General features: G+C 73.2%; 12 protein-coding genes and 1 other RNA gene. 6 read left to right on the plus strand and 7 right to left on the minus strand.

All coding sequences use genetic code 11. From position 1 onward, the window contains the following. The first annotated feature begins 307 nt into the window (after nucleotides 1–307). Nucleotides 308–1543 (plus strand): trypsin-like serine peptidase, encoded by a 1236-nt coding sequence (locus AC5LSR_RS14970; RefSeq protein WP_250285260.1) that lies wholly within the window; start codon nucleotides 308–310, stop codon nucleotides 1541–1543. 64 nt (nucleotides 1544–1607) lie between these two features. Here AC5LSR_RS14970 and AC5LSR_RS14975 read toward each other — a convergent pair whose 3' ends face one another. Beyond that, nucleotides 1608–2168, minus strand: a complete 561-nt coding sequence (locus AC5LSR_RS14975; protein WP_250285259.1) for a copper chaperone — start codon at nucleotides 2166–2168, stop codon at nucleotides 1608–1610. A 190-nt stretch (nucleotides 2169–2358) separates the two neighbouring features. On the opposite strand from AC5LSR_RS14975, the gene fxsT reads away from it, so the two are divergent. Continuing rightward, nucleotides 2359–4338 carry an FxSxx-COOH system tetratricopeptide repeat protein gene (fxsT, locus tag AC5LSR_RS14980; protein WP_250285258.1) on the plus strand — a complete coding sequence of 660 codons (1980 nt, stop codon included), beginning with the start codon at nucleotides 2359–2361 and terminating at the stop codon, nucleotides 4336–4338. Nucleotides 4339–4606: 268 nt separating this feature from the next. On the opposite strand, the gene rnpB is transcribed toward fxsT, so the two are convergent. Beyond that, an RNA gene (gene rnpB, locus AC5LSR_RS14985) (RNase P RNA component class A) lies at nucleotides 4607–5020 on the minus strand. Nucleotides 5021–5250: 230 nt separating this feature from the next. Between rnpB and AC5LSR_RS14990 the strand changes: the two genes are divergently transcribed. Together AC5LSR_RS14990 and AC5LSR_RS14995 are read left to right on the plus strand one after the other, a co-directional pair. Further along, nucleotides 5251–5709, plus strand: a complete 459-nt coding sequence (locus AC5LSR_RS14990) for a lipopolysaccharide assembly protein LapA domain-containing protein (protein WP_250285257.1) — start codon at nucleotides 5251–5253, stop codon at nucleotides 5707–5709. A gap of 169 nt (nucleotides 5710–5878) precedes the next feature. Continuing rightward, nucleotides 5879–6121 (plus strand): type II toxin-antitoxin system Phd/YefM family antitoxin, encoded by a 243-nt coding sequence (locus AC5LSR_RS14995; protein ID WP_250285256.1) that lies wholly within the window; start codon nucleotides 5879–5881, stop codon nucleotides 6119–6121. 92 nt (nucleotides 6122–6213) lie between these two features. On the opposite strand, the gene AC5LSR_RS15000 is transcribed toward AC5LSR_RS14995, so the two are convergent. From AC5LSR_RS15000 to AC5LSR_RS15010, 3 genes are all read right to left on the minus strand, one after another. Further along, nucleotides 6214–7356 carry a bifunctional RNase H/acid phosphatase gene (locus AC5LSR_RS15000; protein WP_250285255.1) on the minus strand — a complete coding sequence of 381 codons (1143 nt, stop codon included), beginning with the start codon at nucleotides 7354–7356 and terminating at the stop codon, nucleotides 6214–6216. Nucleotides 7357–7585: 229 nt separating this feature from the next. Further along, a complete protein-coding gene (locus AC5LSR_RS15005; protein WP_250285254.1) occupies nucleotides 7586–8329 on the minus strand; it encodes a zinc ribbon domain-containing protein in 744 nt (247 codons plus the stop codon). A 58-nt stretch (nucleotides 8330–8387) separates the two neighbouring features. Further along, nucleotides 8388–9527 (minus strand): Nif3-like dinuclear metal center hexameric protein, encoded by a 1140-nt coding sequence (locus AC5LSR_RS15010; protein ID WP_250285253.1) that lies wholly within the window; start codon nucleotides 9525–9527, stop codon nucleotides 8388–8390. A gap of 386 nt (nucleotides 9528–9913) precedes the next feature. On the opposite strand from AC5LSR_RS15010, the gene AC5LSR_RS15015 reads away from it, so the two are divergent. Both AC5LSR_RS15015 and AC5LSR_RS15020 read left to right on the plus strand, forming a co-directional pair. Beyond that, complete coding sequence (locus AC5LSR_RS15015) at nucleotides 9914–10183, plus strand: hypothetical protein (protein WP_445548453.1); 270 nt, start codon at nucleotides 9914–9916, stop codon at nucleotides 10181–10183. Between the two features lie 345 nt (nucleotides 10184–10528). Beyond that, the gene (locus tag AC5LSR_RS15020) at nucleotides 10529–12652 is read left to right on the plus strand and encodes a hypothetical protein (protein ID WP_493464660.1); all 2124 of its coding nucleotides are present in this window, start codon (nucleotides 10529–10531) and stop codon (nucleotides 12650–12652) included. A 121-nt stretch (nucleotides 12653–12773) separates the two neighbouring features. Here the strand turns inward: AC5LSR_RS15020 and AC5LSR_RS15025 are convergent, their stop codons facing one another. Together AC5LSR_RS15025 and AC5LSR_RS15030 are read right to left on the minus strand one after the other, a co-directional pair. Beyond that, a complete protein-coding gene (locus tag AC5LSR_RS15025) occupies nucleotides 12774–13232 on the minus strand; it encodes a hypothetical protein (protein ID WP_250285552.1) in 459 nt (152 codons plus the stop codon). A 265-nt stretch (nucleotides 13233–13497) separates the two neighbouring features. Then, nucleotides 13498–14154 (minus strand): hypothetical protein (locus AC5LSR_RS15030; protein WP_493468593.1); only part of this gene is annotated, 657 nt, incomplete at its 5' end.

Below are 14154 nucleotides of genomic sequence, written 5' to 3' on the forward strand. Positions count from 1 at the left end.
AGTGACATGCGGTGCACAAAAAAAGAACCGGTGTGTAAAATGTACTGACGCCGCCGTGGGGCCTTCTTTACTCTTGAATCGTCGGCTGACAGCATGGCAGGGCGGCCCGGGGGGTGACATGCGGCGCGCACGGAACTGTTGCGCCAAAGGTGCCCGCGCCGCGACAGGATTTTCTCCGCGATAGCCCGTGCGCCGCTTTTTCTGCAATTTTGTCAGCGACTTTTCCCGATGGGCCGGCGTGTCGTTCCGGCCCAGTTTCCGACGACCTGCGGGGGCCACAATGTCAGTGGAGGAAACGCCGTCCACGGTGCCAGTGGAGGAAGTACCGTCCGAGCTGCGGGCCGCGGTCGCGGCCCGGGTGGCGGACAGAAGCGAACAGCGCCACGAAAAAATCGCGGTCCTGCGGGAGCCAGGCGGAATCGCGCGGGCGGACGAGCCGGCCCGGGTGGCGACCCGGATCGACCGGCTGGCCCGTTTCTACCCGGATGTGCGGCCGGTCAGCCCGGCCGCGGTGGCCGCCGGGGAACCAGCCGCCACCGCGGCGGCGAGCGCCGTCCTGGAACGGATCCTGGTAACGAACGACCTGCTCGGGGTCGGTTACCTGGAAGGCGGTGTCGCCGCCGCGCGGTCGGTCGGCCGGGTCGTCATCCGGGACGGGCGGGGCCGGCTGGCCGGCTACGGCACCGGCAGCCTGGTCTCCCCGGAGCTGCTGCTGACCAATCATCATGTGCTCCCCGACGCCCGGACAGCCGGGTTCAGCGGTGTCGAATTCGACTATCAGGACGCGCCCGACGGCCGGCCGCTGGCACCCGTCCCCTTCGCGCTGGACCCGGCCCGGTTCTTCGTCGCCGACCAGCGGCTGGACTTCGCGCTGGTCGCGGTGCGGGCCGCCCCGGCGGAGCTGGCCCGGTTCGGGTTCAACCGGCTGTTCGAAGGGGAGGGCAAAGCCATCGTCGGGGACTTCGTCACGATTATCCAGCATCCCGGCGGGGGGAAGAAGCAGGTCGCGCTGCGGGAGAACCGGATCGTGGACCTGCTCGACCTGTTCCTGCACTACGAGACGGACACCGAGCCCGGATCATCCGGCTCGCCGGTCTTCAACGACCAGTGGGAGATCGTCGCGCTGCACCATGCCGCCGTCCAGGCGTCGGACCACAGGGAACTCGGCGGCTTTGTCAACGAGGGGATCCGGATCAGCCGGCTGCTGGCCTTCCTCCGCTCCCAGCCCCTCCCGCCGGAGCAGCAGGCCCTCCTCGACCGGATCTCCGCCGCCCCGGCCGGCCCGGCCAGCCCGCCCACGGCCGTCGCCCCGCCGGAGCGGGCTCCCGAGACCGTCGGTGGCGGGCCTCGGCTCGCGCTCGCGGTCCCGTTCGACATCCGGCTGCGCGGCGACCTGGTCAGCCCCGGCCCGCCCGCCACCACCGGCGAGGACACGACCCGGACCGGCCCGGACCATGCCGCCTTCCGCAGCTACGCACCAGACGGCCACGGCCCCGAAGGCGACCCGGGCACACCGTGGCCGGAGGTCACGTCGCGCTCCTGACCTGTTCGGCCCGGGCCCGGTGGACGGGTGAGGGGCGTCCGCTGCCGCGTCAGCCCGCCGCTCCTCACCCGCTGAGCAGCAGGAACGCCGCGGTCAGGGTGAGCGCGACGGCGGACAGGCCCGGCAGGCGGCGGCCGACACGGGTCAGTTCCTCGGCGGAGACGACCACGGCCAACGCGATCATCCAGACGACGGCGCCGTGCTCGACGACGGCCATGAGAACCATCAACGGCCAGCAGGAGAGCACACATCGCCTGCCGTGCAGGAACGCGAACCGCACGCACGCGACGTCCGCCCGCCGTCCGACCGGCGGCAGCGGCACGGTGCGCCGGCACTGGGCCAGGCTCCGGCGCTTGACCCCGCCGGCCTGCCAGAGCGCCGCGGCCGCGAGCGCGGCCAGCAGCAGTGCCCGGCCGCCGACGCCGGCAACGTCGACGGCCGCGCGCACGCCGAGCAGGGCCACGAGGCCGAACAGGGCCCAGACCGCGATGTAGGTGGCGACGAAGACGGTCATCGCCCGGGCCCGCCGCTCCCGGATGCTGTTGAGGGCGACATGGCGGATGGCCGGCAGCGCCACCGGCAGCATCATCGCCATCGACATGACTGTCCAGGCCGCCACGACCACCAGCTGACATCCACATCACGGGCCACCTGGGGAATTACTTGAGCACAGCCCCTGGGGAATTACCGGTTCTGGCGACGATCACGGGTTCTCGTCCGTGCCGGCCGGGGATGCCCCGCGGATCGCGCGCGTCGTCGTGCTGCCGACTGTGTGTGGGTTCGGGTCCGTACGGGCGGAGTGGGATGCTGGTGCGGTGGGTGACGGGGATGGGGTGGGCGCTCGCCGGGATTTCTTCGTGTCCTATACCGGGCGGGACCGGGCGTGGGCGGAGTGGATCGCCTGGGCGTTGGAGGCAGCCGGCTACACCACGTTGATCCAGGCGTGGGATTTCGGGGCCGGGGCCGGGTTCGTGGAGGAGATGCACCAGGCCGCCCAGGTTGCGGAGCGGACGGTCGCGGTGCTCTCGGCGGCCTATCTGACATCGGTGTACGCGGCGGCGGAGTGGCAGGCCGCCTGGAAGGACGATCCGCTCGGCCGGAGCCGGAAGCTGCTGGTGTTCCGGATCGAGGAGTGTGAACGTCCCGGTCTGCTCGGTCAGATCGTCGCGGTGGACCTGTTCGGGGTCGACAAGGACGCCGCCCGCCGCGCGCTGCTTGCCGCTGCCGCGGGTGAGCGGGGGAAGCCGGCCACCGAACCGGACTTCCCCGGCGGCCCGGCGGGCCCGGCAGCCTCGGCGGCTTCGGTGGGGCCGGTGTTCCCACCGGAGCTGCCGGCGGTGTGGAACGTCCCGCCCCGGCTGGCGCACTTCGTCGGCCGGGGCGATCTGCTGGCCGCGGTCGACCGGCAGCTGGCCGGCTCGGGCGCGGTCGCGGTGTGCGCGCTGCGCGGGCTTGGCGGGGTGGGCAAGACCGCGCTGGCGGTGGAGTACGCCCACCGGCATGCCGGCGGGTTCGATGTGGTGTGGTGGGTGCCGGCGCAGGACCCGGACCTGATCCCGGGCCATGTGGCCGCGCTCGGGGTCGCGCTCGGCCTGCCCGACGGCGCGGAGATCGCGGCGGTGCTGGCCGCGTTACGCCGTCAGCGGCTGCGCTGGCTGCTGCTCCTCGACAATGTCGAGGACCCGGATGTGGTCGGCCCGTTACGGCCGGTGGACGGGGCCGGCCGGCTGCTGGTGACCTCCCGGCGCGGCGGGCTGGACGGGTTCGGCCCGGCGGTGGAGGTAGCGGAACTGACCCGGGCCGAGGCCGTCGGCCTGCTGACCGCCCGGGTGGGCGGGATCGACCCGGCGGTGGCCGGGCGGATCTGCGCGCTGCTGGGGGATCTGGCGTTGGCGGTGGAGCAGGCCGCCGGCTACCTGGTCCAGACCGGGATGCCGCCGGAGGAGTATGCCGAGCTGCTGGCCGGCCGGCTGGAGGACCTGCTGGCCCGGGGCCGGGTGGCGGACCGGCCGGGGATCACCGTGGGGAACCTGTGGGCGTTGTCGGTGCAGCGGCTGCGGACCACGGCGCCAGCGGCGGTCGCCCTGCTGGAGGTGTGCGCGGTGGCCGCCCCGGACCCGCTGCCGGTCGATCTGCTCGTCGACGGGGTGGAGGAACTCCCAGCGGGGCCCCTGCGGGCGGCAGCCGGCGACCGGCTGGCGTGGGCGGAGACGGTCGGGGCGCTGGTCGACTACGGCCTGACCCGCCGGGACGGGCCGGCGGTGACGACCCACCGGCTGATCGCGGCCGCAACCCGGGCCGGGATCAGCCCCGAGGGTCGGATGACGACGGCGGCCACCCTGCTCCGGCTGCTACGGGCCGCGCTGCCCACCGACATCGAGCAGCCGGCGGGCTGGCCCCGCTGGCGCTCCCTGCTGCCGCACGTCCGCGCCGTGCTGGACGGTTATGACGACGGCGGCTGGGACGAACGGACAGCCCCGGTGGTCTCGTGGCTGTGTGACCGCACCGGCAGCTATCTGGCGCATCACGGCCGGCCGGACACGGCCCTCCCCTACCTACGTCGCGGACTCGCCCTCACCGAGACCAGACTCGGCCCCGACCACCCCGACACCCTGACCTCCCGCAACAACCTCGCCGGCGCCTACCAGACGGCGGGGCGGGTGGCGCAGGCCATCGGCCTGTACGAGCAGGCGCTCGCCGACAGTCTGCGGGTTCTCGGTCCTGACCATCCGCTGGTCGTCACGATCAGGGGGAACCTGGCCGCTGCCACCGGTGCTGCGGAACGCTCGGGATAGATCAGAAAACTCCTCGGACGGTGACCACAGGTGGTCTCGTCGCTGGCAGGCCGAGAGGCCGGTCAGCTTCGTCCACCCTGCTCGGACAGGTCGTCGCGAGCGCTGTCGAACGCGCCGATGAAGGGCGGGCGGGGCCCCGCCCGCACCCTCCGCGCTGTGCTCTCCTCGTTCAGCGCCGGGCCGTCGATTCCGTGCTCGGCGCTCCCGCGGGCCAGGTACGGGCCACGATCGCGGGAACTGCTGTCTGCCCAGCTCAGGGGCTGTGGGGCGGATGAGTCGGCCGGTACGCCGGGTTCTGTGGGCCGGGGCCGTGAGACGGCTCCGGCTGGCGGTCATCCATCTCGGGCTGCCGTTGCCGGCAGCCTCCAGCGGTCTACCCGCAGGCTCGGGCGGGCAGCCCTCGAACGCCTGCGCAGCCCCGGAACCCCAAGAGGCTCCAGGACCTTTTGACCTTGCTCCGGGTGGGGTTTACCTAGCCGCCCGGGTCACCCCGGGCGCTGGTGCGCTCTTACCGCACCGTTTCACCCTTACCGGCGCCCGAGGACGCCGGCGGTCTGTTTTCTGTGGCACTGTCCCGCGGGTTACCCCGGGTGGGTGTTACCCACCACCCTGCCCTGTGGAGCCCGGACGTTCCTCGGCGGCTCCGCGGGAGCGGAACCGACGCGACCGCCTGGCCGACTCATCCGTGACCGTCAGCATATGCCATGACGGCCCGTCCCGGCCTGCCCCGGTAACCCAGGACGGGGATACTTCGTGCCAGGACAACAGGCGGTGCCAGGGCAGCGGCGATGCCGGGACAGCGCGGCATCAGCGGCTACACCGCGCCCGGCACAGCCACCGCCCGCGAGGCAACATCATTCTGGAAGACGGCACCATCAGGCACCATCAGGGAGACGAGGGACGGGATCGGCCGTGACAACGCCTGGAGAGCCCACCAAGAAGATCGACCACACTCGCCCGACACAGCCCCCGCCTGCCGGCGGAGCCTGGTCACCGGGTACCGGCGTGCCCGGGGCGAGCGGCACCGGCCCGACCACGCCCACCCCGCCCGCCGGACCGGTCCCACCCGCCGAGCCCGTACCGGCCGAGCGGCGGCGCGGTGTCGCCTACTCCACCTATGCGATCACCGTCCTCGTCCTGCTGCTGGCGATCGCCGTGATCGTTTTCGTCGTGCAGAACAACCAGCGGGTGGACATCTGGCTGTTCGGTTCGACCCACAACATGTCGCTCGCGGGCGCGCTCGCCGCCGCGACGGCGGCCGGCCTCCTGATCGGGCTGCTGATCGGGCTGATCACCCAGATCAGGGTGCGGAAGGAACTGCGCCAGTACCGCCGCGGCAGGCACCCGGCCCAGCAGTCCCGGACACCCTGACCGGACAGCCCGGCCCGGCCCCCGAACCAGACATACGCCCGGATCGGAGCTGTGAGGGTGAGCGTCGCAGCCGTGAGCGCGGTCTCGGACGGCCCGCTTCCTCGGCAGCCGCTCCAGACCTCGTTACGTATATACATATCAGGTCTGATAGGCCGTATCGATCAGGACGATGACTGCCACCCAGGCGGCCCGTAACTTCGCCGGGCTGCTTGATGCGGTCGAGCACGGAGAGGCCGTAGTGATCACGCGTGACGGCGTGGCAGTCGGCCGGTTCGTGCCGGAACGGCATACCGTTGCCGACCGGCTCGGAGAGGCCCTGCGTGAGTACGCGGCAGACCCCGCCTTCGCGGACGATCTCGAAGCGGCGCACACCGACCTGCGAGCCGCCTTCGCCGGTGAGGTCCGCACGTAGCCAGTCGGCGTTTCCTGTCGTTTCCTGTCGTTTCCCGTCGTTTCCTGTCGTCCGAGCCGCTCGTTGCCTCGGGCGGATCGCCGGGAGCGCGGCTACTGGCCCGGCTCGACCAGGTGGGCGGCGTGGATGCCGTCGTTGAAGCCGCGCAGCACCGCGGGGCCGTCCGAGTACCAGTCGATCGTGGAGAGCGACACCAGGTCGAGGTGAAGCCGGTAGAGGACGGCGGGCGAGGCGTCCAGCGCCAGCTGCGTGAGGGCCTTGATCGGGGTCACGTGCGAGACGATCAGGATCCGGCTGCCCGGGTGCGCGGCCAGGACGCGGTCGCGGGCGGCGGTGACCCGCCGGATCGTGGCGAGGATGCTCTCCCCGCCGGGCGGGGCGACCGACGGGTCGGCCAGCCAGGCGTTGAGCTCGTCCGGGAAGCGCTGGCGGACCTCGCCGAAGGTCAGGGCCTCCCAGGTCCCGAAGTCGGTCTCGCGCAGGTCGTCGTCGACCAGGTAGTCCCGGCCGAGGGCGTCCGCGGTCTGCCGGGCCCGTTTCAGCGGCGAGCAGTACACCGCGTCGAAGGGGACGTCGCGCAGCCGCCCCGCCACGGCGAGCGCCTGCGCCTGGCCGACGTCGGTCAGGGTGGCGTCCAGCGTGCCGCTGAACCGCTTCTCCACCGACATCGGGGTCTGCCCGTGGCGCAGCAGCACGGTGGTGGTGGGAGGAGCGGGCGGGGCCATCCAGCCCGACAGCCGGTGGGTGGTCGGTGCCGTGTGCGGGACGGGCTCCGGCGACTGGGGCTCGGGTGGTTCCCAGGTGCGGCCCTGCGCGGCGGCGTCCATGGCCTCGTTCGCCAGCCGGTCGGCGTGGCTGTTGCGCTCCCGCGGAATCCAGGTGTAGCGGACCCGGGGGAACTCCCGCGCGACCTCGGCGGCCTGTGTCGCCAGCGGACGCATGGCCGGATGTTTGATCTTCCAGCGTCCGCTCATCTGCTCGACGACGAGCTTGGAGTCCATCCGGACCTCGACGTCGGCGTCCGGGGCGAGGTCGGCCGCGGCGCGCAGCCCGGCGATCAGGCCCTGGTACTCGGCGACGTTGTTGGTGGCCCGGCCGATCGCGCCCGCCCGCTCGGCCAGGACGGCGCCGGTGCCGGCGTCGCGGACGAGCGCCCCGTAGCCCGCCGGGCCCGGATTGCCCCGCGACCCGCCGTCTGCCTCGACGACGAGCCGGCGTGCCGGACGGTCACTCATGATCGGCTCCTATCCGCCTGCCAGCCCGCCTGCCGGCTCACCGGCCCGGTCCCGTCCGCCGGAGCGCCCCCGTCCACGAGGCCGCGCCCGTCCACGAAGCCGGCCCCGTCCACGAAGCCGGCTTCGTGCGCACGGCCGGCTCCGCCCACGGGCCGCCCGGCCGCGCGTGCCGACCTGGCCCGGCTGGCCCGGCTGGCCCGGCTGGCCCGGCTGGCCCGGCTGGCCCGGTTCACAGGCCTGATTCCGCGGTCCGGACGAGGATGCGCCGGCACTCCTCACAACGCACGACGGCGTCCACCGGAGCCGCGGCGACCTCGCGCAGGTCGCCGCCGGAGAGCTCCAGGTGACATCCCTCGCAGCGGCGCCGCACGAGCCGGGCCGCCCCCACCCCGGCGGACGAGGCGCGCAGCCGTTCGTACAGGGCCACCAGGTCGGCGGGCAGGGCCGGGGCGATGGCCTCGCGTTCGGCGCGGCGGGCCGCCACCTCGTTGTCGATCTCGGCCAGGGCCGCGTCCCGGCTGGCCACGGACGTCGCCCGCTCGGCGTCGACCCGCTCCTGGTCCGCCCTGATCACCCCGGCCCGGGCCTCCAGCCCCTCGGCGGTCTCCATGAGCTCGAGCAGCTCGTCCTCGAGCACGCCCTGCCGGCGGGCCAGCGAGGCGATCTCCGCCTGCAGGTTCTCCAGCTCACGGGCGTTGGTGATCCGCCCGGAGTCCAGCCGTTCGCGGTCCCGGGCGGCCCGGGAGCGCACCAGGTCGACCTCGGTCTCCAGCTTCTGCTGCGAGCGGCCCAGGTCCCGCAGCTGGGTGGAGACCCGGACCAGGTCGTCGTTGAGGGCGGCGAGCTGCGCGTCCAGCTTGTCGATCTCGGCATGCTCGGGCAGGTTGCGCCGGCGCGCGGCGAGCCGGTCAAGGCTGGAGTCGATCGCCTGTACGTCCAACAGGCGAAGCTGGGTCGCTGGATCGGCCTTCATGTGCTCCTCACTGTGCTCCGCGACGGTGCTCCGCGGACGTTGCTCCCGGCGGCATCCGTCACCACTGGTCCCGGCCCTGGTCAGAATCGTCAGCCTGGTCCTGGTCCTGGTCCTGGTCCTGCCCGTGGCCGTGGCTCTGACCCGCCGCTCGGCCGGGATCCGGCCCGGCCGGCCACGACGAGGGCGCGTGCCACCGCCACGGGTCGGTCACCAGGGCGGAGACCGTGGTGTTCACCGTACGGCCTCGGGCGGCCAGACCGGCACGCAGCCGGGCCGCGGCAACGTGCAGCCAGGGCCATTCACTGGCCCAGTGCGCCACGTCCACGAGCGCCACGTCGTGGGCGGCCACGGCGTCGAGGACGTGGTGGTGGCGCCCGTCGGCGGTCACCAGCGCGTCGGCGCCGGCACGCGCGGCGGCACCGGTCAGCTCGCCGCCGGAGCCACCGCAGACCGCGATCCGGCGCACCGGGCGGTCCGGGTCGCCGGTGGCGCGCACCCCGCCGGCGGTGGCGGGCAGCGCGGCGGCCACCCGCGCGCAGAAGACGTGCAGCGGCTCGGCCCGGGGCAGCTCACCGACCCGGCCGAGACCACCGTTGCCGGGCCGGCCCGGGCCGTCCGACGGCTTCCCCGGCCGTCCCAGCCGTCCCAGCCCGCCCAGCCGTCCTGGCTCTCCCCGCCGTTCCGGCCCTCCCGGCCGTTCCGGCCCTCCCGGCCGTTCCGGCTCCCTCGGCTGTTCCGGCCCACCCGGCCGTTCCGGCAGCCTGTCGAGTGGTTCGACGGCGGTGAGCCCGAGTGCGTCCGCGAGCGCGTCGCTCACCCCGGGGCAGGCCACATCGGCGTTCGTGTGGGCGGTGAACAGCGCCACCCCACCGCGGATGGCGGTGGCCACGACCCGGCCGCCCGCGTTCGTCTCGGCCACCGCGTGCACCCCCCGCAGGAACAGTGGATGGTGGGTGACCAGCAGCCGCGCACCCCGCTCGACAGCTTCCCGGACGACCTCGACGACGGGGTCGACGGCGAACAGAACATGCTGAACCGGCATGTCCGGGTCGCCGACGGCGAGCCCCACCGCGTCCCACGACTGGGCCCAGGACGGCGGGTAGCACCGCTCCAGTTCGGCGACGCACTCGGCCACGCTGGGCTGCCGCGCGCGGGCGCCGGCCGGCAGCCCCAGCGGCCCGGGCCGCGATCCGGGCACCCCCAGCACCCCTGATACCACCGATACCCATGACGATCCGGGCGGTGGCCCGGGCCGCGGCCCGAGCGGTGGCCCGGCCGGTGTCCCCGGCGGCCTTCCGCGACGGCCGCCCAGGTCCGGACGAACGGGAGGATGTGATGCTGCCACCGTCCGGACACTACCGGGCTGTGATCGGCGCGGCCGCGCCGGCAGGCCCACCGTGAGGCGGCGGGCACCGGCCGGCCGCCGCGCCGTACCGTGGCCTCTGCGGCAGACGGATCCAAACCGTGCATGCGCGCTTGTTCAGGCACACTCAGGTCGAAGGAGGCGCAATCGTGATATACGCGCCTGCGGAGGCACAACCAGCGCCCACTCGAGGACGTGATTCCGACATGGCGGATGTATCCGTGACGTTCACGATTGCCGGCGACGCCGAGGTCGTACTGACCCTTCCGACCGCACAGGCCGTACGGCTGATCGAGATGCTCATGCACAACGCGGCGGAGGCCCTGGCCGCCCAGGCCCGTGGCGGCCAGCCGGGCCAGCCGGGGCAGCTGGGGCCGCAGACCGGAACGGGCCAGCATCTCCAGCCCACCATGCCGGGCCCCGTGGGCTGGGGTGACCCGCAGCACCGGGGCGAGCCACCACCTTCGGCGCCGCTGCGTCGCCCGCTGTAACCGGCCACCCCGGACAGACAGTCACTATTTGTAATCGTCTTTGGCTGTCACCCGCCCCCGGCCACCCCGGCAGAGCCCATCCCGGCCCCGGTTCCGACGATCTCGGAGCCGGGGCCGGGGCTGTTCCGGATGCGGGATCCACCCGGTTCCCGGCTCGCGCCGGATCCATCCGGCAGGAGGATCTCGGCACCCGCATCCCTGATGCAGATCTTTGTTGTGCGGATATGGCGTCGGGCTGGATATCCGCGCACTTTTCCCAAACGCGGCACAACTCTAGATCAATAAGGTACAACTCCGCACAGTTTGTCCGCACAGCTCAGCCACCAGAAGGGATACGGATCATCCATGGCGGGGGACATACCAGCCGAACAGATCATCGTGACACATGCGTACGCGCAGGCGAGCACGGTACGTGACGGCGGCTCGGGCCCGGCCGACCAGCCACCACCGACCTACGAGCCCGCGCGGGTGCTCCACTGCTACGGCCGGGTCAGTATCGTCAGCCCCGCCACGGCCGCCCTGGAGTCCCTTCCCGGGCCGGACGCCTCCGGCGCCACCGCCGTCGACCCCGCTCATCTCGACGGGCTCGAACGTCTGGGCCTGGCGGCCTTCCAGTTACGCGCCAGCGCCGGCTACCAGCGGACCAAGCAGGACCGCGCGAGATCCGACGAGCTGTGGGACTGGGACCGGCCGTGCACCGACGTCCCACCACCGCGAGGCTCTTCCTCCGGGCGGGCCGCGGGTGGCGGCGGCAGCGTCCCACGGCAGCCGCGCTCCCCCGCCGGCTCGCCCTCCCCCACCGCTCTGGGCGCGGGCAGCCGGCCCGTGCCCGCCGCCGCCCCGGCCGACGGGCAGTCCGGCCAGCCGGGCGGGGCAGGCGGCACCGGCGGGCCCACCAGCGCCTTCATGGAGGGCAGCGTCGCGATCGGCGTGATCATCGTGGAGGGGCCGAGCGCCGATCTGCAGTTCACCGCCGCGGAACGCACCAAGACCGTCGCCGAGATCCAGAACGGGCTGTCCTGGTACGCCACCGTCAACCCGGCGGCGGAGCTCACCTTCAGCTACGACATCAAGGTCGTCCAGATCTCCGCTCCCCCGGACCCCGCGGCGGCCGACCTGGAAGCGCGCTGGCGGGACCCGGCCATGAGCCAGCTCGGCTACCAGCCGAACTTCGACGGGGTCTACGACTACGTCGACGACCTGCGCGACAGGCACGTCACACGATGGTCCTACTGCGCGTTCGTCACCAAGTACCCGCTGCGGTACTTCGCCTACAGCTCCATCGGCGGGCCCCGGCTCGTCCTGTCCTACGACAACGACGGCTGGGGCCCGGACAACCTCGACCGGGTCTTCGCCCACGAGACAGGCCACATCTTCGGCTGTCCCGACGAGTACGCCGCCAGCGGATGCGACTGCGGCGGGACATGGGGCCGGTTCGCCACCCCGAACGGCAACTGCGACGGCTGCGCGGCGGACAGCGTCACCTGCCTGATGCGGTCGAACAGCTTCGAGCTGTGCCGCTACACCCCCAGCCACATCGGCTGGGGCCGCGGGGTCGGTGGCAACCCCGTCCTGGTGCAGGGCGACTTCGGCCGCGCCGGCAACTTCGAGCTGGTGGTGCCGTCGGCGTTCGCCGGGATGACGCACCTGTGGCGGGACAACGACGCCGCCGGCTTCCCCTGGCGGGAGCCGACACAGGTGGCGCAGGGCAACGGCCGGATCGACGCGCTCACAATGATCCAGAGCAGGCTGGCGACACCGGGGGCGCTGGAAGCCCTCGCCCGGACCGGGAAGTCACTGCTGTTCCTCTGGCGCGACAGCGGGCCCGCCCTGCGCTGGCAGCCCCCCGTCCGGGTCATCGACGGTGTCGCCGGGACGCCGTCACTGATCCACAGCCGGCTGGGCCGGCGCGGCACGTTCGAGGTGCTGGTGCCCGCCGCCGACGTCGGCCTGCTGCACCTCTCGCGCAACAACGACGTCGCCGGCTTCCCCTGGAGCCAGCCGGTCGTCGTGGCGGCGAACCTCGGCCATGTCGACGCGGTCAGCCTCATCCAGGGGAACTTCGGCAACGGCAACCTGGAAGCCGTCGCGCTGGCCGGCGGCCGGCTGGCCCACCTCTACCGCGCTAGCGACGGCGTGTGGCGGACCTCGACGGTGTTCGCCGAGGGCGTCACCGGTAATCCGGTGCTGATCCAGGGCGGGTTCGGCCGGGCCGGCAACTTCGAGGTGGTCGTGCCGTCGGCCAGCGGCGGCCTGGTCCACCTGTGGCGGAACAACGACGCGGCCGGCTTCCCCTGGAGCGGCCCGACCCGCTTCGCCACCGACCTCGGACAGGTGGACGCGGTCACCATGATCCAGAGCTCGTTCGGCCGGCATCTGGAGGTCGTGGCGAGAGCCGGTGACCGGCTGTACGCGATGGCACGCACGTCGGACACCTTCCAGTGGCTGCCCCCCGGGAAGATCTTCTAGTTTTCCCGGCTCCCCACGCCGGAAGCCGCCCGGGGCGCCCCGGGCCGCGTCCTCCACCGCGCCGCCGGCGACGCGGCCGCGCTCCGCGCGCGCTGCCGGCGGCGCGGTGCTCGCTGCCCGGTCACGCGGGCGGGCCGGGAGGCAGCCGGCCGGTGCCGGTGGCGTCCCAGGGCAGTCCGTCCGCGGGACGCCGTTTGCCGGCCAGGCGCGCGAGCCATCCGTCCACGAAGAGACGTTCACCCGCGGTGAGTGTCTCGCGCAGGCCCGCCGGCACCGCCTCGGGGAACACCCCGACGACACCGGGCAGCCGGGCCAGCGCGCCCGCCTGGCTCCTTGCGGCGGCAACCAGGGCCAGCCGGGGTGGCAGGACCGCCGTGACCTGCGCGATCTCCCGCAGAGCGGCGAGGACCGCCTGCTGGCGGCCGCTCCCGCCGGGTTCCTCCTCGGCGGGGCCGGGCACGTCATCGTGATCATCACGGGGTGCCGGGCCGCCATCGCCGTCCGGGCCGTAGCCCGCCGGCTCCGGCCCGGCCGCCCGCGACGCGATGACGACCAGCACCTCCGGTGTGGGTTCGGCCACGGCCCCGACCTCCTGACCCGAGCGGACAGCGTGCCAGCCGGCTGCGCCAGCTCGCCATCCCCGCACGAGCATTCCGACCAGGCGGACAGCGCATCATCGTCGACCAGGCCAGCCGCGCACAAGACCACCGGTGCGCCCGAGACGACGGAAGGACGCGGTACGCCGGCCCCGGCCCTCTCCCGAACGCCTCGGGCGGAACCGGAACCGTCCCCCATGACAACCTTGCGGAAACCGCGGCATGACGCCCAACGGTGACTGTTCGTATCTATTCGCGACGTGGCATCACAAAGAGCGACAACCAGCTCAGCACCGAGAGTACCAACAGCGACACGGTGGGCAGGACGAGCAGGAAGCCGGGTGAGCGCAGCCGGAACTCGACGAGCTGGACGACAAGGCTGTTGGCGCCCTCGGGCAGCTGCGAGACAGCCCGCGCCGACCGCAGCGCATGCCCGATCCAGCCCGCCAGCAGGGAGCCGCCGATCCCCCCCAGAGCCAGCCCGACGGGGGCCGGCCAGCCGCTGTCACGGCCCCGCCAGAAGCCGAGGAGGCCCCCGGCCAGGCCGGCGGCGGCACAGATCATGGCGAAGTACACGTCGACGCCGGCCTGGGCGTCGAAAACGATCTCGCTGCCGGCCAGTACCGCCCGCACGTTCAGGCGCGGGGCCGTCAGCGCCCACAGCAGCCCGACCGGCAGGCCGAGGGCGGCCATGACGGCCGCGCACAGCAGGCCGGCGAAAAGGCCGGATCCGCTGACCGCCCAGAAGGGGCGCCGGGGCTCCTCGGGCACCGGCCAGCCGTCCACCCCGACACCGTCGGGCCGGTCATGCCGATCCGGCCAGGACGAGGGGGGACGCCGGGCGGCAGCCTGGTGCGCATCGGACTGCCCTGCCTCGGGCTGCCCTGCCGCGGGCTGCCCTGCCTC

It is taken from the genome of Protofrankia sp. CiP1_Cm_nod4 (assembly GCF_982290645.1).